Below are 23771 nucleotides of genomic sequence, written 5' to 3'. Positions count from 1 at the left end.
TCAGAATTTATAGTGGTTTGAAATAAACTCTACGGTATTTTTTTCAAAAGCCGCATCATCGATAAACTTTTCCTTAAAGGTATTGAAGTCCGCTTGGCTGATCCCGCTTTGCATGGCGGCCTTTTCCCAGAGATCGAGGCTAAGCGATTCGGTATTCGCAAAATTGATCAGGGTTTTTAAGGTATTATTGGTTTTTTCTCTTCCGAAATTCAGATCAAAACACTTGAGGATGAGCGGGGCCATTCTGTAACGGTAGGTATCCCCTATCTGCCCGGGGCTTTCAATCTGACTCAGGGGAATAAAATCTTTGTTCTTTACACTGTTGACATGGTTTTTAAGTATCCCTGACAAGTATTCTTCTCCGGACATTTCCTCGGAAATATTATAGGACAAATACTCGGCAAAGGATTCCAGCCAGAACCAGGACAAATTCCCCGACATTACATTGTTCCCGAAATAATTATGCGCAAACTCATGCCCGAAGTATTTAAAGATGTTATCGGTAAAGCGTCCTTCTTCGTTCACCAGAGTACCGAAGTCCAGGCCGGTAAACGCAAAGGCGGGATAGGTGTTAAATCCCCAGCTACTTCCCTTTCTTCTTTTGTTGATGGGTTTATGTTTTATTAAATAAATATTATCGGTAAAGGCAATATCCAGCTTTTGGGCCAGATAGGATTTTATGGTTTCTATATTGCGGAAGATACCGGAGGCTATCTCCTTGTTTATAGACGCGTTTAATATATAGTTGCCGTTTTCACCCACAAAATCATAATCCCCGGCAAATAGTAAAAGGGGTACAGCTTTGGTTGAAGAGAATTGGGCCTTCTCAGCCTGCTGAGGCGCCGATCCGTTAATAAAGATGGTCTTCGCCCCTTTAACTTCCACCGATAACTTATAAGTATAACTGTTTATGTGGCGGTCGTTCTTTGCATCGTAGATCACCGGATACCATTTGGTCTGCTCCGCTGCCCTGATGGTCTGGTCATTCAATGCGATGATCCCCTTAAAATCGATATGATTCAGGGAATCCGTATACTTCGGAAAAGCTCCGATATAGGATACTTCAAATTCCGAAGGCAAATCCTTTTCCTTCCTTTTATCATCCGTCAGGGCATATTCCGTACCTTCTCCCCTTACATTAGGATCATAATAACCACTGTAAGGTATGATCTCACCTCCGGCGCCCTTAAAATATTTGATATTCATCCCTTTATTGAGCAGGATCTTATACTCCTTCAGCTCCGGAAGCCCGGACAATTTAAGATTGCATTTAAACAAGCCTGTATCCATATCAATAAATACGTTTCCGCTTATATGAGGTTGTGCATTTACAACAAGAAGGTTTATAAGAAAGAAGGCAACTGAAAGAATTAGATATTTTGATTTCATTGATCAAAGGTTTAAGGTCGGTTATACTAAATAGTAGTTCGTTCTATCCAAAAAGTTACATTATTGGAGGTTTTTAGTTGTTAGGGTTTAGTTGTTGGTTGTTGGTTGTTGGTTGTTGGTTAGTACTAAGTACAAAGTAGTGAGTATTGAGAGGTTGGAATCTGGAATTTGGTCCCGATAGCTATCGGGATTGGAGCTTGGAATTTGGTTGGTGGCGTTTAGTTGTTCGTTGGTAGCCCTTAGCTTTTAGCGGTTAGCATTGTCCCCTTGAGGGGACTTTAGGGGTGTGTTTTTAGAATTAAGTACTGAGTACAAAGTATTAAGTAGTGAGAGGTTGGAATATGGAATTTGGTCCCGATAGCTATCGGGATTGGAGATTGGAATTTGGTTGTTAGCGTTTAGTTGTTCGTTGGTAGTGAGTAATGAGAGGAATGTCAGTTCGAGTTTTTTCCGCAGGAAAAAGTATCGAGAACAGTTAAAGTGGATAAACACAAAATTTGATTCTCGATACAATCCCTCTGGGATCACTCGAATTGACAAATTTTGTCTTAATTGATCATTGCTAATTGTTCATTGTTTATTGCTCATTGTCTATTGCTCTTATACCACAGATTCAACAGCAATCCTCCTATGATCATTGCCATTCCGGTAACGCTGTACCAGGAATAGGTCTCTCCCAGAAAACCGACCCCTACCAGAATAGCGAATACTACTTCCACGTATTTTATAGGAGCAATAACATTGGTTTCTCCCAATTGAAAGGCTTTGGTCATAAACAACTGCCCAAAAAAGCCAAAAACACCAAGGCTTAGCAGCAACAATGTATCTTCAAAAGTAGGCGGTATCCAATTAAAGATGGACAAGATTCCTCCTACCAGTGTGGCTACACACATAAAATAATTGACAATCACGACCGGATGTTCCGCCTTCCCCAATCTTCTGATGATGATATATACAAATCCGCTAAAAAGTGCGGATATCAACCCTAAAACAATCCCTATGGTACTTATCTCCCCGTTAAATCCTTTAAGGACGAGAACTCCGGCAAAGGCTATGGCAAAAAACAGCCATTGAAGGGGTTTTATAGTCTCCCTTAACAATAAAACAGCAAAAATAGCTGCAAAGATCGGCGATGTATAACGCAAAGCCACAGCAGAGCCTATGGGCATATAGTGAACCGCCATAAAGAAGAGAGACATTGCCGTTACCCCTACCAGTCCGCGGACCAAAAGGAGTTTACGGTTATTCCCAAGTAAGGGCACTTTATATCTGAATAAATATCCGAAGGTAAATACCAGCGACCCCACCGATCTGAAAAATACCAGCTGGTATGCTGTATACTCGGTCAGGTACTTGATAAGCCCGTTCATTCCGGTAAAGGCCAGAGTACTCAGGATCATAAAGTAAATGGCTTTCCGGAGCTCCATAATTTTTCGCGGATTAGTCTATTTGGTCCGTGAGAGTTTCTTTTGATATTTTGACTGGATAATATCGATCACCACCAGCACGACGATCACAAAGTAAAAGGTGGTCTTGCTCATTGGAGTGATCTCATTTCCGAAGAGCTTCAGATGTGCCAGGTGTCCTCCTTCCGATAACAGCATGATCCCAACGATAAAAAGGATAAACAATCCCAGTACCTCGTACATCCTGTTCTTTTTAAGGAAACTGGTTACCCTGCCCGAAAGCCATATCATAAGTAATCCTCCAATAATAATGGCTGTTGCCATCACCCAGAAAACATCGGTCAGTGCCATTGCGCTAAGAATAGAATCGAAAGAGAAAACTATATTCATGATCACGATAGAAGTGATGATCATATTTATGGATTTAGGCTTCTTATCCTGAGAGGCATGATCCTCTTCCATTTTCAGCATATGCCAGATCTCCTTTACTGCGGTATACATGATAAACACTCCTCCTGCAAGGACGATCAGGCTGTGAATATTAAAGTGCCCTTCGATAACATCTTTGGCATCGAAGCCAAAAATAGGGTCCTGGAAATAAGCGATCACACGAATAAGCAGGAATAAAAGCGCAATACGCAAAATAATAGCGAGTCCGATACCTATAGATCGAACCCGGCTTTGTTTTTCTTCCGGAGCCCTTTTGGATTCCAGGGAGATATAAAGCAGGTTATCGAGACCCAAAACTGCCTGAAGCAGCGTTAACATTCCTAAAGTGATAAAATTGTCCAGCGTAAAAATCTGTTCCATAAGAGATATGATGTATTTTCTGTAATGAAGTCTCAAATATAAGTTAAAAAGCACATGCCGAGCAAAATTGCAACTCCTTCCCTTCTTCTTTTTTTCAACAACCTGCTTTGGCATTAATATTGTGCTCATTTCCACAACATTAAAACCATATATTATGAGAACTCCGAGAAGACAAGAACCGGTAAATGCCGGCTCCATGGCAGATATTGCCTTTTTATTACTGATCTTTTTCCTGGTAACCACCACTATCCAGGACGACGAAGGGATCAATCGCCGACTTCCAAGGGATTGTGAAAATCCACCCTGCACTGTAGACCTGAATGAAAGAAATGTATTCAGGATCCTGATCAACAAACAAAATCAGCTCTTTGCAGAGGATAAGGTTATAGAATTATCTGAGTTAAGATCGCTTGCCGTTTCCTTTATCGATAATAACGGAGATGGGACTTGTACTTACTGTTCAGGGAAAAAACTGGCCGACTCCTCAGATAACCCTCAGGAAGCGATCATCTCACTTACCGCAGACCGGGAAGCCTCCTATCGTTATTTTGTGGCTGTACAGAACGAACTCTCCGCCGCATTTACCGAATTGAGAAATAATTATGCACTAAGAGAATTTGGCAAATCTATAGGTGAACTCACCGATTCCGAGATCAAAAAACTGGAAAAAGCCTACCCTCAGGTGATCTCCGAAGCAGATACGAAGTGATTGTTTGGTTGTTAGCGTTTAGTTGTTGGTTGTTAGTTGTTAGCCTTTAGCTTTTAGCTGTTAGAAGTTGGTCATTGCTAATTGATCATTGGTTATTGGTTATTGGTTGTCACACCTTCACTATCCACATGCTGCTGAAGCTTTAGCGGAGGCGCAAGTTTCGGTGCGCGTTGGTGGTTGTTAGTTTTTAGTTGTTTGATGTCACCTCGAGCATCTCGACTACGCTCGATACAGGCTCGTCGAGAGGTGGAATTTAAAAACTTTCTAATCCAAAGATCACACATTCAAAACTTAAAATTCAGCATTTATAATTTCAAAATTTGAAGCAAAATCTGATAATTAACAAAAAGTAAAATTGAGTGCGTTTTTTACCGTTCGTCGATGATTTTTGACTGATTATCAGATTTTTACTATATTTAACCAGCCTTAAATCTTAAAAATCATGTTATTTGGAAAAAAATTACTCCTATGGATTAGCCTCGGGATGTTATTTTTACCTTCTAAGACTGAAAACAAAATAACCATCCTGGATAAGGAAGCAGAGATCAATATTCATCTGGCTTCAAAAGATATTACGGGTTCTATTGGCGGACTTACCACCAAAGTATTCTTCGACCCGGATAAACTGTACAATTCCTATGTTCACGCCGACCTAAAAACAGAGTCCGTCCGGACCGGAAGTAAGATCAGGGACATCAAACTGATGTCTAAAAAATTTCTTTATAAAAAGAAATTCCCCACTATCAGCTTCCGAAGTACCAAGATCATGGAAATGGATCACGGTTATATAGTGGATGGAAAGCTTACCATCAGAGATGTTACAAAGAAAGTATCCCTGGATATCATGTATTCAGAAGGTATTATAGCGGGTTTTGCTTCTATCAACCTAATGGATTTCGGAATTGAAATGGCCGATCTGCGTCGTGAAAACAAGCTGGATGTCTATATCAAAGTACCTGTAAACCGGCATGCAAAGGAAGCCGACGCTACCGATCTGGATAATTAGTCGTCAGTACTATATGCTAAATCCCGTATTTGATAAAGACAGGGTAGTTTTAAAGTAAAAGGGAAGCCAAATTCTTTCTTTTATTTGGGATTTGTTGTATACTTACTTCAAATTTGAATACAAGAATGGACGACTCTATCTTAAATGACTTGCTGGAAGCTTTGTCATTCTCTCCTCAAAATATCCCCCTGAGATGCAGGATCGCTAAAATTTATCATCAGCAAAATCAATACAAAGAAGCAGAAGAGCACTATCTGGAAGTTTTAAGGTTGAACGATACGCATACAGAGGCGAAGTACGGCCTGTCTGCCAATTACTTTAAACAGCAAAAATATATGGCTGCTGAGGTTATTCTGGAAGAATTGATCCAGCAACATGCAGAAATACGATTCCTTGAGCTACTGTGTTACTGTCATATAAATCAGGAACAATACCCGGAAGCTAAAGAAAATTATGAAAAGATACTTCAAACAGATCCCGCCTACGAAAATGAGGACTTTGATGCTGTTTTAAAATTAAAGTCGATTCCAGTTTCAGATGAGAACTTTACCGATGAAGATGCTTTGCGTTTTATAAAAAAATCCGATGTCAGATTTGCCAATGTCGGAGGAATGGAAAATGTAAAGGAGGAGATCTCTCTGAAAATTATAAAGCCTCTGGAGCATTCTGAGTTATACAAAGCATATGGAAAGAAGGTCGGAGGAGGTATCTTGCTATACGGACCTCCCGGATGTGGAAAAACACATTTGGCAAAGGCAACTGCGGGTGAGATAAACGCTAATTTCATCAATGTGGGGATCAATGAGATCCTCGATATGTGGATAGGGAGTTCTGAGCGAAATCTTCATGAAATTTTCGAAACAGCCAGGAAAAACAAACCCTGCGTAATATTCATCGATGAAATAGATGCGTTGGGAGCTAACAGGAACGACATTAATAAAACAGCAGGACGCACTGTTATAAATCAGTTTCTTGCCGAATTAGACGGAATAGAATCCGATAACGATGGGGTTCTTGTATTAGGAGCGACCAATGCCCCCTGGTATTTGGATCCAGCCTTTAGGAGACCAGGCCGTTTTGACAGGATTATTTTTGTTTCCCCACCTGACCTTGAGGCTAAAATAGCCATCTACAATATACTGCTTAATGATAAACCTATAGAGAATATCGATTACAGGTCTCTTGGAAAAGCTTCCAAAGATTTTTCCGGTGCCGATATTAAGGCGGTGATCGATATTGCCATCGAAAACAAACTACAACAATCATTTTCAGACGGGATCCCGAAACCCTTAAGTACAAAGGATCTGCTTAAAGCAATAAAAAAAGTAAAGCCTAGTACAAAAGAATGGTTTAGTTCTGCTAAAAATTACGCTTTATATGCAAATGACAGTGGTTTATATAACGATGTTCTCGATTTCCTAAACATAAAAAAGTAAATGGAATCCAAAAATTTAGACAGAGGTACGCAACTCTTTGAGATGGGGCGTTACGAAAATGCCGAATCATTTTTTCACAAAACACTGCAGGAAGATCCGCATAACTGGAATGCTAAATTCTATTTGGCTTTATGCTATTTCAATACTGAAAAGTATAATGAAGCCAATAAATTGTCAGACGCACTTCTATCTGAAAACCCGAATGAACCTCATGTGTTTTATCTCAAATCGAAGATAGCTGCTGAAAAAGAGGATTTTAACAATGCGCACAAGTTTATTGATGAAGCAATTTCTCTCTTTCCGAATGATGCAGATTTCTTTGGTCAGAAAGCAGCGGTCTTTATGTCTGAAAAACAATATTCTCTGAGTCTTGAATATGCAGACAAAGGTCTGCAGATCAACCCTAAGAATCAATTTTGCCTGAATTTAAGGGCGCAGGCGTTAACTAAATTAAAACGAAAGGTAGAAGCAAGTGAGACGGTAGAAAACATCTTGTATGATGATCCGGAAAATGCAATGTCTCAAACAAATGTCGGTTGGGTAGCGCTGGAAAACGGAGACCATAAAAAGGCCCTTAATCATTTTAAGGAGGCATTAAAACTGGATCCCAATAACGATTATGCCCGTAACGGAATGAGTACGGCTTTAAAAGCCAGGAATATTGTTTACAAATGGTATTTAAAATATGCTTTCTGGATATCTAATAAATCCGATAAGAATCAATGGTTCTTTATTATTGGTATTTACCTTGTATACAGATTTGCAGTTAAAGCACTTAGTGCAACCGGAATGACTTTTTTAACCGTTCCTATCATTGTAGCCTATCTGGTATTTGCTCTTGGAGGATGGATTATGGAACCTCTCTCCAATATGATACTCAATTTCGATAAATACGGGAAATACTTGTTGGATAATGATGAGAAATATAGCGGTCTCAGCTTTTTCTTCCTCCTTATCTGGGCTACGATTGCCGCAATAGCCTTCTTTGTATTAAAATCGGATTATTTTATGGTGCTGACAGTTGCAGGTTTATGTGCGCTACTCCCCATACCCCGTGCATTTTTGCAATACTCCAGAAATGCCAGGATCTTTGGTCTGGCATATGGAGGAATAATGCTTTTACTTGGTGTTTTCGGCTTTCTTTTTATTGAATCCTCATTCACCAACGGTCTTGTTATAGGCGGAATGCTGATACTTTTTACGTGGATAGGGAATGCAATTAAATAAGATCTAATACTCCAGCAGATCCTTTAGCTCCTTTTCAAAGCGGCCTTTAGGAAGGAACTGGTCCTCCAGAGCCTTACTGAACGGAACCGGGGTATCCATACTGGCAACACGTTTAACCGCTGCATCCAGGTGTTCGAAACAGTTCTCCATGATAAGGGCTGAAATATCACTTGCTATACCTCCAAACATGGTATCTTCCTGCAAGATAATTGCTTTCCCCGTCTTTCGTACGGATCGGTATATCGCTTCCGTATCAAGAGGTTGAAGGCTTCTAAGATCGATAAGATCAGCATTTATATCAGGATTGTTATCCAGGGTTTCCAGGGCCCAATGTACCCCTGCTCCATAACTGATGATAGTGATATCGTTTCCTTCTCTAAGCAAGGAAGCCTTTCCAATTGGTAAAGTATAGTAATTAGTCGGAACATCTCCGTACACACTTCTGTACAGGGCTTTGTGCTCAAAGAATAATACCGGGTTCGGATCGTTGATAGCACTTATCAACAGGCCTTTGGCATCTGCAGGAAATGCGGGATATACAACCTTAAGTCCAGGAGTTTTGGTAAACCAGGCCTCATTGGTCTGTGAATGAAAGGGTCCTGCCTGAACACCGGCCCCGCAGGGCATTCTGATAACCACATCGGCATTTTCATCCCATCTGTAATGTACCTTGGCCAGGTAATTGACTATCGGGTTAAATCCGCTGGAAACAAAATCGGCAAACTGCATTTCCATTACCGCTTTGCACTTATTGATAGATAATCCCATAGAGGCCGAGACTATAGCCGATTCGCAGATAGGCGTATTACGGACTCTTTCTCTGCCAAAAGCTTCAACAAAACCTTCGGTGATCTTAAAGACCCCGCCGTATTCTGCTACGTCCTGCCCCATGATCACCAGGTTGTCATATCGTTCCATGGATTGCTTCAACCCCTGGGAAATCGCATCGATCAATCTTATGTTTTCTTTCTCGCTTCCCGCTTCAACAACTTCATCTTTAAAAGACTGATAAACATCATCCAACTCTCTGCTCTCATCAGCTTCTACCGGTTCCTCTGCAAAAGCCTTTTGCAAATGACTTTCGATCTCCGCTTTGATAAGGAGCTTTAGTTTGTCATCTTCTTCTTCGGAAAGCAGACCTTCATTCTTTAAAAAGTTACGGTAATTGGATAAGGGATCCTTTAACGCCCAGGTATCCATTAATTCCTGAGGTACATATTTTGTTCCGCTGGCTTCCTCATGGCCACGCATCCTAAAGGTTTTGAATTCCAGGAGTACGGGTCTCGGATTATTTCTTATATCTTCTGCAAGTTCGGATACTTTGGTATAAACTTCCAGGATATTGTTTCCGTCTATAATATGGGATTCCATCCCGTAGCCTATTCCCTTATCTGCTATATTTTCACATCTGAATTGTTCGCTGGTAGGTGTGGAAAGGCCATAACCGTTATTCTCCACACAAAAGATCACCGGAAGTTCCCATACAGAGGCTACATTCAGGGCTTCGTGAAAATCGCCTTCACTGGTTGCACCTTCCCCGGTAAATACTGCACAGACATTCTGTTCATTTCTCAGTTTATGTGCCAGAGCTATCCCGTCTGCCACTCCCAACTGAGGCCCGAGGTGAGAGATCATTCCCACTATATTGAATTCCTGGGTCCCGAAATGAAAACTCCTGTCCCTTCCTTTGGTAAATCCACTTTCTTTTCCCTGCCATTGAGAGAACAAGCGGTATAAAGGGATATCCCTGCCGGTAAAAACCCCCAGGTTCCTGTGCATCGGAAGGATATATTCCTCTTTGAGAAGAGAAGCAGTTACCCCTACCGATATGGCTTCCTGTCCGATCCCGCTAAACCATTTGGATATCTTACCCTGCCTGAGCAAAATAAGCATCTTCTCCTCTATCATCCTGGGTTTAAGCATTTTCTTGTAGAGGTCGATCAGCGTTTGATCTTCCAGGTTTCCCCGGTCGTACCGGATAAATGTAGCTGTTGGAACGGAATTCTTCATCTGTTGTGTTTATGAAAGCGTAAAATTAGAAAAAATAAAATCGCATTTATCACTTTCTTTTTTATAAATTTTTATAGCACTCCCTGTACGGTGCAGGTAGATTTTCTTTACCTTTGTAGGTGCTCCCTTTACCTTCCTGTTGCGGATAGCGTAATCGGAAAGCAGAAAATAAAAATAAGGCAATCCCTAATTGCATAATCACTTATAAACAAAATTAAAACAGATGAAAAGTATTCCAAGTGTAGATTTAAGAGATTTTCTAAGCGATGATCCGGCATCAAAGCAAAAATTTGTCAATGAGATCGGTAGTGCTTATGAAAATATTGGTTTTGTGGCGCTTAAAGGACATTTTTTAAGTGATACACTGGTAGAGAATTTATACGGTGAAATAAAAAAATTCTTTGACCTTCCCGAAAATGTAAAGTCGAAATATGAAATTGAAGGGATCGGTGGTCAGAGAGGGTATACTTCTTTCGGAAAAGAACATGCAAAAGGTAAGAAAGAAGGAGATCTGAAAGAATTCTGGCACTTCGGTCAGTACGTGGAAGATGATCCCAAGCTGGAAAATGAATATCCCGATAATGTTATGGTGGATGAGTTACCAGGGTTCAACGAAACGGGAAAAGAAACCTATAAAATGCTGGAAAAGACGGCGAAATATGTTTTAAGGGCTCTTGCACTTCACCTGGGACTGGAAGAAACTTATTTTGACAATTATATCAAAAACGGAAATTCTATTCTAAGGCCGATACACTACCCTCCTATTACTTCCGAGCCTAAAGAAGCAGTAAGGGCTGCAGCTCACGGCGATATTAACCTTATCACCCTTCTTATGGGAGCACAGGGAAAAGGACTTCAGGTACAGAATCACGAAGGAGAATGGATAGATGCCATCGCTCAACCGGATGAATTGATGATCAATGTAGGTGATATGCTTTCAAGACATACTAACAACAGGTTAAAATCTACTATCCACCGTGTGGTAAACCCACCTAAGGAGCTTTGGGGGACTTCAAGATACTCTATTCCTTTCTTTATGCACCCTGTTAGTGAAATGCCTCTCAACTGTCTTGATAATTGTATAGACGAGAAGAACCCGAAATTATATGATGATATCACCGCCGGGGAATTTTTGCACGAGCGTCTGATCGATCTTGGCTTAATTAAAAAATAATCTAATGGCCAAAAAAAAGCTGAACAGTTTGGAAGATCTGGGCGGATTTGTTTTTTCTACCGACCGGGACTTTGAACCGGAAACCGATGAAGGTCAGGAAACTTTATCGCCTTCCGAACAATTGCTGGAGGCTCACTTCAGCAATAAGGGTCGCGGAGGTAAAACAGTAACGGTTATCAAGGGATTCAACGGGAGTGACAGCGATCTAAAAGACCTTGCTAAGCTTCTGAAAACCAAATGCGGAGTGGGTGGTTCTGTTAAAGAAGGTGAAATAATTATCCAGGGGAACTACCGGGATAAAATAATTGACATATTAAATACGTTAGGATATAAAACAAAGCGGGTTGGCGGATAAATTTAACACTTAATCGTATAGTTGATTAATTAAAATTTATATTTTTACCTTCCTAACTAACTAAAATTAATGAGCAAAATTCTTCACATTACCAATGGAGATAGCTTTACCTCCATCCTTCAAAAATTACGTCTGGAAGGCGAAATTATTACATGGCGCGAGATGCTATGTGAAGGAAAAACTGTTACAGACGTGGGAAGTGAAACCTTCTGGAAAGTACGTTACGATTACCTTAGTAAAGCCTATAAGGTTACTAAAAGAAAGTTTGTAGACTTCACTCTGAAAGAGTATAGAGATCTTTGTAATCACAAAAAACAACAGGAGATCATCCTGTGGTTTGAATACGATCTCTTTTGTCAGATCAATATGATTGCCGTATTAAGCTGGTTAAAAAAGCACCGGAAAGATGTTAAAGTGTCTTTGGTAAGCAGCGGGAAAGAAGATGATACCGATAAATTATACGGTCTTTCGGAACTCAGCGAGGAAAAACTCCTGGAATTATACAAAAACCGATTGGTTCTGAGCCAGGATGATATAGAATATGCAGATTATATATGGCAGTTGTACTGCAGTGATAATCCGCTTAGATTAGAAACTTTCACCAAATTCAATGCTTCTCAGCTTAAATATCTTCCAAATGCTATAGAAGCGCACATACAAAGATTCCCTACCGTTAAAAACGGACTCAATTACCTCGAGAACAAGGCACTTGATGTTGCGGCAGCACACAAATTCGAATCCAAAGAGAAACTTGTGGGCCATATGCTGAGAGATCAGGGATATTACGGTTTGGGAGATCTGCAGTTCTTTAAGATGTTATACGATATGAAACCTCTTTTCAGGACTTTTAATCCCGTAAACCTCAGTAAACTCGGAAAACGGGTACTGGATAAAAGCGAAAATTTCTATTCACAGATTAAAGACGATACGATGTATTTGGGCGGCACCCAGAAATACGGATTCTTATACCATGAAGAATCGGCCCGCCTGTTAAAACTCTAAAATGAAGATAGCAGAATCTGAATTAATTATAAATCCCGATGGGAGTATTTATCATTTGAATCTACTCCCCGAGGATATAGCAGAAACAATAATATTTGTAGGAGACCCGGACAGGGTCTCTCATGTTTCTAAGCACTTCGATACCATAGAAGTTCAAAAATCCAAGAGAGAATTTGTTACCCATACGGGAACACTGAAAGGAAAACGATTAACGGTCATCTCTACCGGGATCGGAACCGATAATATTGATATTGTCCTCAATGAACTGGATGCCCTGGTAAATATCGACCTGAAAAGCAGAAAGGTCAAGGATCAGTTAACCAGCCTGGAAATTATCAGGATCGGGACTTCCGGATCCCTGCACTCCGATATTAAAGTAGATGAATTCCTGATTAGTGAGTTGGCGGTTGGTTTTGATAACCTCCCCCACTTTTACAAAGATCAATTCACTGAAAACAAAGAGATTGAGGTTTATTTCAAAAAGCATACCGACTGGTATTCTGAAAAATCCTCTCCCTATATCGTCAATGCAGATCCCGGCCTGGTTGAGCGTTTAAGATCGGACGAGACCCATATGGGCTTTACGGCTACTTCCATTGGTTTTTACGGGCCACAGTCCAGAATACTTCGTTTGGAACCTCAGGACAGAGAACTGAACGACAAGCTGGCTTCCTTTAACTATGAGGGTCGGAGAATTACCAATCTGGAAATGGAAACTGCAGGTATTTATGTTATGAGTAAACTCCTGGGGCATAAAGCCATCTCTATGAACTGTATCCTGGCCAACAGGCCGGACGGAGAGTTTTCTAAAACACCGGCTTCCTCGGTTAACCGCCTTATCCGGTATACTCTGGAAAAAATAACGGCTTAAAGCTTATTTAACAGTAATTTAAATTCCCGGAGTACATCTATTAGTATTTTTGAAAAAACGCAAGAAGTGTTATCGGAAAAAGAATTATTTGTTTCAAGAGACCTGAGTTGGCTTTCGTTTAATGAAAGAGTGCTTCAGGAAGCCAAAGATCACAGAAATCCATTATTTGAACGTATAAAGTTCCTGGCCATCTATTCTTCCAATCTGGATGAATTCTTCAAGGTAAAGGTATCTCAGCTCAGGCAGATCAGAAAGATCAGGAAGCCGCTTCGCAAGCGCCTTGTTCTTCAGCCCAACAAAAAACTCAAAGAGATCCACCGGGTAGTAAAAAAGCAACAGGAGGAGTTCGGAAATATCTTTTTTAAGGAGATCATTCCCGAGCTGGTAAAGAACAATATCCATTTAATAGATAAGGATCAGTTCTCTCCTGAGCACAAAGCATTCAGTTCTGAGTTTTTTAAAGAAAAGCTCGCTGCCAAAGTTACCTTGCTAAAGCCTATGAGCAAGGAAAATGTTTTTCTGGAAGACGGTAAACTGTACTTTGCTCTTCTCCTCAGGAATGAAGAAGTCGTATTTGTATCCATTCCCACCGAAGAACCGGGGCGTTTTATAGAGCTTCCGGCATATAATGGCACCTATTATTCCACTTTTGTGGATGAGATCATCAAAGACAATATTTCCGCTATAGTAGCTTCAGAAGAAATATCGGAGGTTTACAGCGTAAAGCTATCCAGGGACGCGGAGCTTTATCTGGACGATGAATATGACGGCGTTCTGGCGCAACAGATATACGAAAGCCTTCCCCAGAGGAAAACAGGGCAGGCAACACGGCTTTTATATGATACCGCAATGCCCAAGCCCATGAGAAAAAAGGTAAAAGAAGCCCTGGGCCTCGGGAAAGTCGATATGGTTCCCGGAGGGAAATACCATAATTTCAGCGATTTCTTTGCTTTTCAGGATCCAACGGCCAATAAGGATCTGCATTTTGAATCTCAGGAACCGGTTACGCATCAAGGATTAAACAGTGCGGAAGACTATTTTAAAATTATAGCGGGGAAAGATCAGCTGGTACATTTTCCCTATCAGTCCTTTGAATATGTACAACAATTTATAGAACTGGCAGCCAATGATCCGAAGGTAAAGACCATTAAGATCTCCTTATACCGGGTAGCCAGGCAATCTCATCTTACGGATGCCCTGCTAAGAGCCGTTGAAAACGGGAAGGAAGTGGTCATTTTTATTGAAGCCCAGGCTCGTTTTGATGAAGAGAATAATATTATATGGGGGCGTACCTTTGAAGAAAAAGGGGCAAGGGTATATTACAGTATCCCCAATATTAAGGTTCATTCCAAAATACTGCTGATAGAACGGGAGGAAGAAAAGAAATTAAAAGCCTACGCCTATATCGGGACCGGGAACTTCAATGCAAAAACCGCCAAAATATATTGCGATCACGGGCTCTTTACGGCAAATAAAGACATTACCAATGATCTGAAAAGCGTTTTTGATTTCCTGGAGCGAAAAGCAGATCATCCGGACACCAAAACACTTCTGGTATCTCCTTTAAACAGCAGGAAGCGGTTTACAGCTCTTATTGACAATGAGATTGAAAATGCTTCTAAAGGTCTCAGAGCAAGGATCACAGCCAAAATGAACTCCCTTCAGGACAAGGAGATGATCTTAAAGCTTTATGAAGCCTCTCAGGCCGGAGTGGAGATCCGTTTGCTTATCAGGGGATTCTGTTGTCTGCGTCCGGGAGTTAAGGATCTCAGTGATAATATTGAGGTCAGCAGTATTGTAGACCGTTATCTGGAACATGGCCGGATCTTTCTTTTTGAAAATAACGGAAATGAGAAAATGTATATGGGATCCGCCGACTGGATGACCCGGAACCTGGATCGCAGGATCGAAGTGATCACCCCTATTCTTGACAAGGATGTCTTTACAGAACTGAGGGGTATCCTTTTTATACAGCTTAACGACACATTTAAATCGCGTATCATTGATGATGAGCAAAGCAATCTGTATATTAGTCCGCTTAAAAAATCACAGGCTTTGCGGTCTCAATACAAGATATTCGATTACCTGAAAGCCCTTTAACAGAACTATATCCAGATGAAGACAGTTAAAATAGCCGGTGTTCCGGAGCATTTTAATTTACCCTGGCATCTTGCCATAGAAGAAGCAGCATTTGAATCCCGTGGAATACAACTGGAATGGACAGATGTCCCGGAAGGAACGGGAAGGATGTGTAATATGCTCAGAGAAGGTGAAACAGATATTGCCATCATCCTCACCGAAGGGATTACAAGGGATATCATTGCCGGGAATCCATCTAAAATAGTACAGGTATACGTAAAATCCCCTCTGGTATGGGGTATCCATGTCGGAGCAGCTTCCCCCTATCAAAGACTGGAGGATGTCGAGGGTCGGAAAGCGGCCATCAGCCGTTTTGGCAGCGGAAGTCACCTTATGGCCTATGTAAATGCCGATAAGCAGAACTGGGATATCGAAAAACTGCAGTTTGAGGTGATCAATAACCTGGATGGTGCAGTAGAAGCCCTTAGTCAGGGAACTGCCGATTACTTTATGTGGGAGCGTTTTACAACCAAGCCTTTGGTCGATGAGGGAGTCTTTCGAAGAATAGCGGATTGCCCTACCCCATGGCCCTGTTTTGTCATTGCGGTTCGTGAAGAGTTTATCCGTAAAGAAAAGGGAAGTCTGAAGCATATATTGGAAATAATCAACACCTATACCTCAGAATTTAAATACATCCCCAGTATAGACCGTTCTCTGGCCAATCGTTACAATCAAAAGCTCGAAGACATCAAAGAATGGCTCGCGATGACCCACTGGTCTCAGGAAAATCTTTCAACGTCAACAATATCAATGGTTCAGCAATATTTAAGTCAGTTAAATCTGATAGAAAAAACAGTAAATTTTGAAGCTATTGTTACCGAATTGTAAGCTCTGTGTTAAAAATTTTAATAAGTAATACCTTTAACGGAAAAACAGTCTCCTTTGTCGAGTATTTTCTTCCGTTCTCGGCTATTTTTTTAGTTTTACCTCGCTATTAATCAATGTACTTATACGAAATAGTGCGAAGTTACCTAACCAATAAAGTAACCAAGCACTATTTTTTTTTACCAACTGATCTCCTTTTTATCCTGTTTTCTTAGAATTTCATTGCACTGGCTAAAGTGTTTATTTCCAAACCACAACCCCCTGTTTGCACTTAAAGGTGACGGATGTCCTGATGTAAGTACATGGTGCTTATTCTTATCTATAACACTCCCTTTCTTTTTGGCATAACCACCCCACAACATAAAGACCACTCCTTCTTTTTGGGTCGAGACCGTTCTGATAACCGCGTCAGTAAAAGTTTCCCATCCTTTATTCTGATGGCTTCCTGCCGTATGTGCCCTCACGGTCAGGGTAGCATTAAGCAAAAGCACTCCCTGGTCTGCCCAGCGCTCCAGATTCCCGCTGCGGGGATACGGAATACTCATGTCACTCTCTATCTCCTTAAAAATATTGATAAGGGAAGGCGGATGCGCTATTCCGTCATTTACAGAAAAACAAAGTCCGTTAGCCTGCCCCGGGCCATGATAAGGGTCCTGCCCTATCACCACAACTTTCAGATCATTAAAATGACAATGATCAAAAGCCGAAAAGATCTGCTTCCCCTTTGGATAGCATTGATACTGTGTGTATTCCTGCCTGACAAAAGCAGCAAGAGATTGAAAATAAGGCTTGTCGAATTCGGTATTCAGATGACTTTTCCAGCTTTCATTTATATTTACATTCATCGGCTCCGGTTATTTCTTTCGTTCTACGTGATTTTATTGAGCAGCGGCAATCAAAAGTTGCTTATTTTTGCATTGCTTAAAACAGATGAGTGACGCTTTATGCGTATAAAGATGAAGCAAAAAATTAGAATGAACAAGATACACGAAAAAACTTTAAACGATCTCGAATTTGCAACGGTCCTCCAGCAGGTTTCGGAGCTGTGCACAACCGAAATGGGAAAGGAAAAGGCATTGGCCATTACTCCTTTTCTCAAGGAGGAGGACATGCATGCATCTCTGAAACAGACCTTCGAGTACCTTTCTTCATTCGAAAATAATAATGCCATCCCCAATCACGGTTTCGACAGTATTGCCAATGAAATTAAACTGCTTAAGGTAGAGAATACTCTCATTGAGGTAAGCGGGTTCCGGAAAATGGCTGCTATCTCAGCCACGGTAAACACGCATATTCTCTTTTACAGGAAGTTCAAAGAATATTATGAGGAATTGCACAAGGCGGCAGATGAAATAGAATTTACCAAAGAGATCATAGAAGCCACCAATAAGATCATAGACCGTTTCGGAGAGATCAAAGACGATGCGTCGGATGTTCTTTCCTCTGTCAGGAGGTCCATAGGTCAGGTAAAGGCAAAGATCAATCAGAGCTTCGGATCTGCCCTTCAGCAGGCACATAGTGCAGGCTATCTGGATGATATCAGGGAGAGTGTAGTGGAGAATCGCAGGGTCCTTGCCGTAAAGGCCATGTACAGGCGTAAAGTAAAAGGAAGCCTGATGGGCAGCTCCAAAACGGGAAGTATCGTTTATATAGAGCCTGAGGCTACGAGACAATACAGCAGGGAGCTCAACAATCTGGAGTTTGAGGAAAAGGAAGAGATCAATCGCATTTTAAAGGAACTGACCAACTTTATGCGCCCCTTTACCCCTCTGCTTACTGATTATCAATCTTTTTTAAGCCTGATCGACACCATTGCTGCCAAGGCAAAGTATGCCGATAAAATGAATGCCGTACTTCCGGAGATCACCGAAGAACGCAAACTGGAGCTTAAAGAAGCTTATCATCCCCTTCTCTATCTGACTAACAAGGAGAAGAAAGAAAAAACATATCCTCAGGACATTGTACTTCATGAAGAGAATCGCATTATTGTGATCTCAGGGCCCAATGCCGGAGGAAAAAGTATTACGCTTAAGACCATCGGTCTTTTACAGCTTATGCTACAGAGCGGAATGCTCATTCCGGTACATCCGAGAAGCAGTTTATGTGTTTTTGACCGGGTGCTGACCGATATAGGTGATAATCAATCTATAGAAAACCACCTGAGTACTTACAGTTACCGGCTTAAGAACATGAATTATTTTCTCAGGAAGTGTAACGACAGGACATTGTTCCTGATAGATGAGTTCGGTACGGGGAGTGACCCTGAACTTGGAGGCGCTCTTGCCGAGACTTTCCTCGAAGAGTTTTATAACAGGCATGCTTTCGGGATCATCACCACTCATTATGCCAACCTGAAAATGCTGGCCAATGAATTACCGCATGCCACCAATGCCAATATGCTGTTCGACAGCAAGACCCTGGAGCCGGTCTTTCAGCTGGTATTAGGCCAGGCAGGTAGTTCCTTTACTTTTGAGGTGGCCCAGAAAAACGGGATCCCATACAGTCTTATCAACAGGGCTAAGAAAAAGATAGAAAGAGGAAAGGTTCGTTTTGATGCTACTATTGCCAAGCTGCAGAAGGAACGCAGTAAGATGGAAAAGACCACTTCGGCCCTTAAGGACAATGAAACAAAGGCTAAAGAAGAAGCCACCCGCCTGGAAGCTCTTAACGAACGGATCAAGAAGAAACTGGAAAATTACCAGCAACTCTTCGATCACAATCAACGTATGATCTACCTCGGAAATAAGATCAACGATATTGCCGAGCGCTATTTTATCGACAAGAAGAAAAGACCTCTTGTTTCGGAATTCCTTCGCATTGTGGAAACCGAGAACAGCAAGCGCAAAAAGAAAACCCCTAAGGAAAGGAAAGAAGAAAAAGCTGTAAAAAAACAGACTTCTCAGGAGGTAGAGAAAAAGGTGGCCGTGATCCGCAGGGAAAAGAAGAAAGAAAAGAAGAAGGCCGAGATCGTCGAGAAGAACAAGCCAAGACCTGTTCTGAAGATCGGAGATCGTGTGCGTATGCTGGACGGAAGAGCGGTCGGGAGTATCGACAGCCTGGAAAAAAACAAAGCTGTGGTTAATTACGGTCTGTTTACGACTAATGTTAGTGTAGAACAACTGGAATTGGTGGAAGCCAAAAAATAAGCCGTATTTTTGTACTACCTATGGAAGAGTTAGAAGAAGGAAAAAAATTAATCTTATTTGACGGAGTGTGCAACCTCTGTAATGGCGCCGTGCAATATATCATTAAACGCGACAGGAAGGATGTATTCCGCTTTGCAGCTCTTCAAAGTGACATAGGGAGGCAGTTTATCGAAGAACGCAATATAGATACTACCAAAGTAGATTCCATAGTACTTGTAGAACCCGGAGTTGCTTATTTTGTAAAATCGACTGCTGCTCTGTATATAGCCTACGAATTCGGAGGTCTGTGGAAAGGCCTGAAATTCTTTGAATGGGTCCTGCCGGTCAGTATCCGTGACGGGATTTACAACTTTGTAGCCAAAAACCGCTATAAGTGGTTTGGGAAAAAGGAATTCTGTATGATCCCCACTCCCGAGCTTAAGGCCAAGTTTATGGATTAGCTCACCCGTAAGCCCTTATAACTCTCTTTACAAGCCCGTTCACTCATTCGTTCTTTATTTTCATTACTGGAGGCCCTAGGTTTGTGCTAAACACATAAAACCTCTATTATGAAAAAGCTAATACTTCTTTTGTTCCTAGTATGTTCAGCCACTTATGCCAACGAAAGGAAAACCGATTCGAAGATAACCGAAGTAACCGTATACCTTCAGGGAGCCAGGATAAGCCGTGAAGCGGTTATAACCCTTAAAAGCGGGATTAACGAAGTGCTTTTAGGAGGGCTTTCTACCCTGATCGATGAGAACAGTATCCAGTTAAACGGGCTCAACACGGTCTCCGTACTGGCAATTAATCACCAGATCAATTATCTCAGTTTAAAACCGGATTCCGAAGAATTCCTGCTTCTGGAAAAGAAGATCAAGGCCCTTGAAAGAGAAATAGCATTGCATAACAACCTGATAAAAGGGCTGCAGGAGGAAGAGTCATTACTTAACAATAACCGCAAACTGGGTACGGAAACCGAAGGGACCACCCTGGAAAAGGTAAAAGAGTTTGCCACTTATTACGGCAACAGGATCCGGCTGATCGGAGATGAGATCTTCGATACAAAACTAAAAATAGAACAGTTTAAGGAGGAAATGAACAGGTATTCAGCAGAGATCCGTAAGCTGAGGAGTTCATCAGAAAAAGAAACAGGAGAGATCGTACTGAAGCTGGAAGCTGCTGAAGCTACCCAGATCAGATTGCAAATAAGCTATAATGTTTCCAATGCGGGCTGGTTTCCCGTCTATGATATTAAAGCCGAAAACACCGATAGTGCTTTATCCCTTCATTACAAAGCTCATGTATATCAGCAAACCGGAGTAAACTGGAACAATTCGAAGATCACGCTTTCCACCGACGATCCTACTATCGATAACAGCAAACCCGACCTGACCTCTTACTATCTGAATTATGTAAATCCTGCCACTTACCGAAACAGAACACAAGCGACAAAGAAGCATAAATTCAAATACAATCCGCTGATAAAAAAGGTCTCCGGTGTTGTTCTGGATAGTTACGGGCAGCCACTACCGGGTGTAAATGTAGTAGTAAAAGGAACTGCGCATGGTGTTCAAACCGATTTTGACGGAAGATATACACTTGATATAACAGAAGGGCAAAACCTGTCTTTTTCCTTCGTTGGCCAGCAAACAAAGGAGGTTCCTATCTATTCCCCCAATATTAATGTTCGCCTGGAGGAAGATGTTGCCAGGCTTGAGGAGGTAGTCGTATCGGCTTATGGAGAAGAAAGCTCTTCCCATAAGGTTAAAATAAGAGGTAATTCGTCTGTCAGAGCCGATCAGGCACCTTTGTATATCGTTGATGGCGTGCCTCAGGAAGATATAGGCCATATTGATCAAAGTGAGATCAAAAGCACACAGATCCTGAAAGGCTCGGACGCAACAACACTCTATGGAAGCAGAGCTGCCAGCGGAGTGGTCCTGATAACCACAAAAGCCTACAAAGAGAAGGAACTGGCCACTACCAAAGAATTCAGTATAAAAAAGAAGTACAGTATTGCTTCTGTAGATGATATTACGGTGATCTATATAGACGATTTTAAGGTAAAGACAGAATATGAGTATTTCAGTGCTCCCGTATTGAATGAAAATGTCTTCCTGACGGCCAAACTCACAGAATGGGAACAATTCGATCTTCTCCCGGGAGAAGCCAATGTATACTTTGGGGGAAGTTATTCAGGGAAAAGCTTTATCGATCCTTATCAGGTGGAAAAGGAATTAACGGTTTCCTTAGGTGTTGACCCTAATATTGTTGTGGAAAGAAAACAGCTTAACAATTTTAAAAGCACCACTTTTATCGGCGGAAGTAAAGTAGTGAATAAAACCTATGAGATAAGCCTTAAGAGCAACAAATCTCAGGATATACAACTGACTCTGATGGACAGGATCCCGATCTCTCAGAATAAAGGAATTAAAGTAGATGATGTGGAGTACGGAGATGCTGAATTCGACAAAAAGAAGAGCCTGCTAAGCTGGAAGATCGATTTGTCTCCGCAAAAGCCGGTTAAAAAGGAATTATCCTATACGATCAAATTCCCCAAATACAAACATATTAACCTTTAAAACATCAACAGGGTATGTCAGTTCTGCGGCATGCCCTGTTCTTTTATAATTTCGTCCAAAGCCTGGTAATAAGCCTCAAATCCCCTGAGGTTGTTATGCCCTCCTCCATCTACAGTATATATTTTTTTGTTCTTTGCCGGAGAAGCTTCAAAGAGTTCTTTACTCATGTCATACGGGATCAGATCATCCTTGTTGCCGTGTAATATAAAAGTATCCGTATTGATGCTTCCGATGTTCTTATCACTCTGAAACGGATATTTTAAAAGAACGCTCGTCGGAAGGAACCAGTATTTCCTATTGATGACTTCTTCAATATTGGTAAAGGTCGATTCGAGTATCAGGCCTCCTACTGTATTTTGTTTTGCCACATGTGTTGCAAAAGCACCTCCGAGAGAACGGCCAAAGACTATAATTTTATCTTCGCTCATCTTACTTTTTGCATAGTCATAAAATAAAAGTCCGTCATCCAACATCTGCTCAAATTCTCTTTTTCCATTACTCTTTCCATAGCCGCGATAATCCCATATGATCACATCGTAATTGTAGCGGGTAGACAATTCTTCGGCCCAACTCCCCCAGTAATTCAGGCTCCTTGCATTTCCGTGAAAATACAAAATTATACCATTTGGTTTATTTTGTTTAAAATGCAATCCATGTAGTTTGGAGTCATCATTTGAGGTTAAAAACAACTCTTCATATTTTTCTTCAAATGAAAACTTATAATTAACTGGTAATGAATCACTTTTAAATAATAATTTTTCTTGAAATCCAAACATAAAAACAGTTATTAAAATCCAGATAAACGCCAGTACGCCTAATACTTTTTTGACCTGTTTCATCTCTTTTTATTTCTTCTGAAATTAAGGCTTGTCGTATCGGGGTCTATCTTTTTTGGCAATCTTGCATGCAGGATCTCATCCAGAAAACGGTGGTACTGGGGAAAGGTATGAAGGTTGTTATGCCCTCCATCGATTACCGGATACAAGCGGGTAAGATCTGCATTTATTTTTGAAAGTTTAATACTCGACTTAAGTGGAATAAGTTTATCGTTGGTACCGTGAATGATCTTAATAGGGCATTCCACATACTTGATCCATTTATAAGTTTTTATCGGAAAACGAAGCACCAGAGACATGGGCATTATAGGCAAATATCTTTTGGTAATATGCTTTAAACTGTAATAGGGAGCATCGAGAATAAGCATACGGGGAGCATTGTTTGAAGCCAGTTTAGTGGCAAATCCGGAACCTAAAGACCTTCCGTATAAAACGATATACTTTTCATCTACCTGTTCCTTAAGCCTGTTATAAACATATTGCAGGTCCTTTTTGATCCCCTCCTCTGTCCTTCGGCCTGTGCTTTTTCCGAAGCCTCTGTAATCTATCATCAGTACATCAAAACCCAGGCGGGTAAAATCGATGGCAAATTTTCCCCATCCCTTAATACTCCTGGAGTTACCTTTAAGATAAAGCACCACTCCCTTGGGTCTTCTTACTTTAAAATGAACCCCATTAATATTGACGCCTTCATCAACCTCTATATTGTACTCGTCGAATACCTGGTTGTCATAAGTAAATTCGAAATCTTCCGGGAGTTTCTCCGGTTTGAAAATAAAGCGTTCCTGCAAAAAATATACCGCTACATTGAGCAGAATGTAGATGATCAGAGCAAAAAGTACGAAGAAGCTCCAATGCATAGCTTT

Annotated in this window: 20 protein-coding genes; 13 read left to right on the top strand and 7 right to left on the bottom strand. The window is 41.1% G+C overall.

All coding sequences use genetic code 11. The annotated features are described in order from the left end of the window. From GWK08_RS08315 to GWK08_RS08305, 3 genes are all read right to left on the bottom strand, one after another. Entirely contained in the window at window positions 1–1389 is a 1389-nt protein-coding gene (locus GWK08_RS08315) for a M1 family aminopeptidase (protein ID WP_163606475.1), read from the bottom strand. 584 nt (window positions 1390–1973) lie between these two features. Further along, window positions 1974–2816 carry a DMT family transporter gene (locus tag GWK08_RS08310; protein ID WP_163606474.1) on the bottom strand — a complete coding sequence of 281 codons (843 nt, stop codon included), beginning with the start codon at window positions 2814–2816 and terminating at the stop codon, window positions 1974–1976. Between the two features lie 18 nt (window positions 2817–2834). Next, window positions 2835–3605 (bottom strand): TerC family protein, encoded by a 771-nt coding sequence (locus GWK08_RS08305; RefSeq protein ID WP_163606473.1) that lies wholly within the window; start codon window positions 3603–3605, stop codon window positions 2835–2837. Window positions 3606–3759: 154 nt separating this feature from the next. Between GWK08_RS08305 and GWK08_RS08300 the strand changes: the two genes are divergently transcribed. From GWK08_RS08300 to GWK08_RS08285, 4 genes are all read left to right on the top strand, one after another. Next, window positions 3760–4314: an ExbD/TolR family protein gene (locus GWK08_RS08300; protein WP_163606472.1), complete on the top strand. Its 555-nt coding sequence runs from the start codon at window positions 3760–3762 to the stop codon at window positions 4312–4314. Between the two features lie 442 nt (window positions 4315–4756). Continuing rightward, window positions 4757–5320 (top strand): YceI family protein, encoded by a 564-nt coding sequence (locus tag GWK08_RS08295; RefSeq protein ID WP_163606471.1) that lies wholly within the window; start codon window positions 4757–4759, stop codon window positions 5318–5320. A gap of 125 nt (window positions 5321–5445) precedes the next feature. Continuing rightward, window positions 5446–6756: an ATP-binding protein gene (locus GWK08_RS08290; RefSeq protein WP_163606470.1), complete on the top strand. Its 1311-nt coding sequence runs from the start codon at window positions 5446–5448 to the stop codon at window positions 6754–6756. After that, window positions 6757–7983: a tetratricopeptide repeat protein gene (locus GWK08_RS08285; RefSeq protein WP_163606469.1), complete on the top strand. Its 1227-nt coding sequence runs from the start codon at window positions 6757–6759 to the stop codon at window positions 7981–7983. Window positions 7984–7986: 3 nt separating this feature from the next. On the opposite strand, the gene GWK08_RS08280 is transcribed toward GWK08_RS08285, so the two are convergent. Continuing rightward, window positions 7987–9993, bottom strand: coding sequence for an alpha-ketoacid dehydrogenase subunit alpha/beta (locus tag GWK08_RS08280; protein ID WP_239524888.1), 2007 nt, complete (start codon window positions 9991–9993; stop codon window positions 7987–7989). A 223-nt stretch (window positions 9994–10216) separates the two neighbouring features. On the opposite strand from GWK08_RS08280, the gene GWK08_RS08275 reads away from it, so the two are divergent. The 6 genes from GWK08_RS08275 (at window position 10217) to GWK08_RS08250 (ending at window position 16362) form a co-directional block, all read left to right on the top strand. Then, window positions 10217–11167, top strand: coding sequence for an isopenicillin N synthase family dioxygenase (locus tag GWK08_RS08275; RefSeq protein ID WP_163606468.1), 951 nt, complete (start codon window positions 10217–10219; stop codon window positions 11165–11167). A gap of 4 nt (window positions 11168–11171) precedes the next feature. Beyond that, window positions 11172–11522 carry a translation initiation factor gene (locus GWK08_RS08270; protein ID WP_163606467.1) on the top strand — a complete coding sequence of 117 codons (351 nt, stop codon included), beginning with the start codon at window positions 11172–11174 and terminating at the stop codon, window positions 11520–11522. 69 nt (window positions 11523–11591) lie between these two features. Then, complete coding sequence (locus tag GWK08_RS08265) at window positions 11592–12524, top strand: DUF1835 domain-containing protein (RefSeq protein ID WP_163606466.1); 933 nt, start codon at window positions 11592–11594, stop codon at window positions 12522–12524. A 1-nt stretch (window position 12525) separates the two neighbouring features. Further along, on the top strand, window positions 12526–13395 hold the full coding sequence (locus tag GWK08_RS08260; protein WP_163606465.1) for a nucleoside phosphorylase: 870 nt from the start codon (window positions 12526–12528) through the stop codon (window positions 13393–13395). A 66-nt stretch (window positions 13396–13461) separates the two neighbouring features. Further along, a complete protein-coding gene (gene ppk1 / locus GWK08_RS08255; protein ID WP_163606464.1) occupies window positions 13462–15495 on the top strand; it encodes a polyphosphate kinase 1 in 2034 nt (677 codons plus the stop codon). Between the two features lie 15 nt (window positions 15496–15510). Next, window positions 15511–16362, top strand: coding sequence for a substrate-binding domain-containing protein (locus GWK08_RS08250; RefSeq protein ID WP_163606463.1), 852 nt, complete (start codon window positions 15511–15513; stop codon window positions 16360–16362). Between the two features lie 176 nt (window positions 16363–16538). On the opposite strand, the gene ung is transcribed toward GWK08_RS08250, so the two are convergent. Continuing rightward, window positions 16539–17204, bottom strand: a complete 666-nt coding sequence (gene ung / locus GWK08_RS08245) for a uracil-DNA glycosylase (RefSeq protein ID WP_163606462.1) — start codon at window positions 17202–17204, stop codon at window positions 16539–16541. A gap of 129 nt (window positions 17205–17333) precedes the next feature. On the opposite strand from ung, the gene GWK08_RS08240 reads away from it, so the two are divergent. The 3 genes from GWK08_RS08240 (at window position 17334) to GWK08_RS08230 (ending at window position 22069) form a co-directional block, all read left to right on the top strand. Then, window positions 17334–19505, top strand: a complete 2172-nt coding sequence (locus GWK08_RS08240) for an endonuclease MutS2 (protein WP_163606461.1) — start codon at window positions 17334–17336, stop codon at window positions 19503–19505. 20 nt (window positions 19506–19525) lie between these two features. Then, complete coding sequence (locus tag GWK08_RS08235) at window positions 19526–19945, top strand: thiol-disulfide oxidoreductase DCC family protein (protein WP_163606460.1); 420 nt, start codon at window positions 19526–19528, stop codon at window positions 19943–19945. 108 nt (window positions 19946–20053) lie between these two features. Next, complete coding sequence (locus GWK08_RS08230; protein ID WP_163606459.1) at window positions 20054–22069, top strand: DUF4139 domain-containing protein; 2016 nt, start codon at window positions 20054–20056, stop codon at window positions 22067–22069. Between the two features lie 17 nt (window positions 22070–22086). Here the strand turns inward: GWK08_RS08230 and GWK08_RS08225 are convergent, their stop codons facing one another. Together GWK08_RS08225 and GWK08_RS08220 are read right to left on the bottom strand one after the other, a co-directional pair. Continuing rightward, window positions 22087–22845: an alpha/beta hydrolase gene (locus tag GWK08_RS08225; RefSeq protein WP_262887800.1), complete on the bottom strand. Its 759-nt coding sequence runs from the start codon at window positions 22843–22845 to the stop codon at window positions 22087–22089. Window positions 22846–22904: 59 nt separating this feature from the next. Next, on the bottom strand, window positions 22905–23765 hold the full coding sequence (locus tag GWK08_RS08220; protein WP_163606457.1) for an alpha/beta hydrolase: 861 nt from the start codon (window positions 23763–23765) through the stop codon (window positions 22905–22907). Window positions 23766–23771: the final 6 nt, after the last annotated feature.

Source organism: Leptobacterium flavescens (genome assembly GCF_010671605.1).
In the GTDB taxonomy this organism is placed as follows: domain Bacteria; phylum Bacteroidota; class Bacteroidia; order Flavobacteriales; family Flavobacteriaceae; genus Leptobacterium; species Leptobacterium flavescens.
The sequence above is the reverse complement of the archived record's forward strand: the minus strand, read 5'-3'. Positions and strand labels throughout refer to the sequence as shown.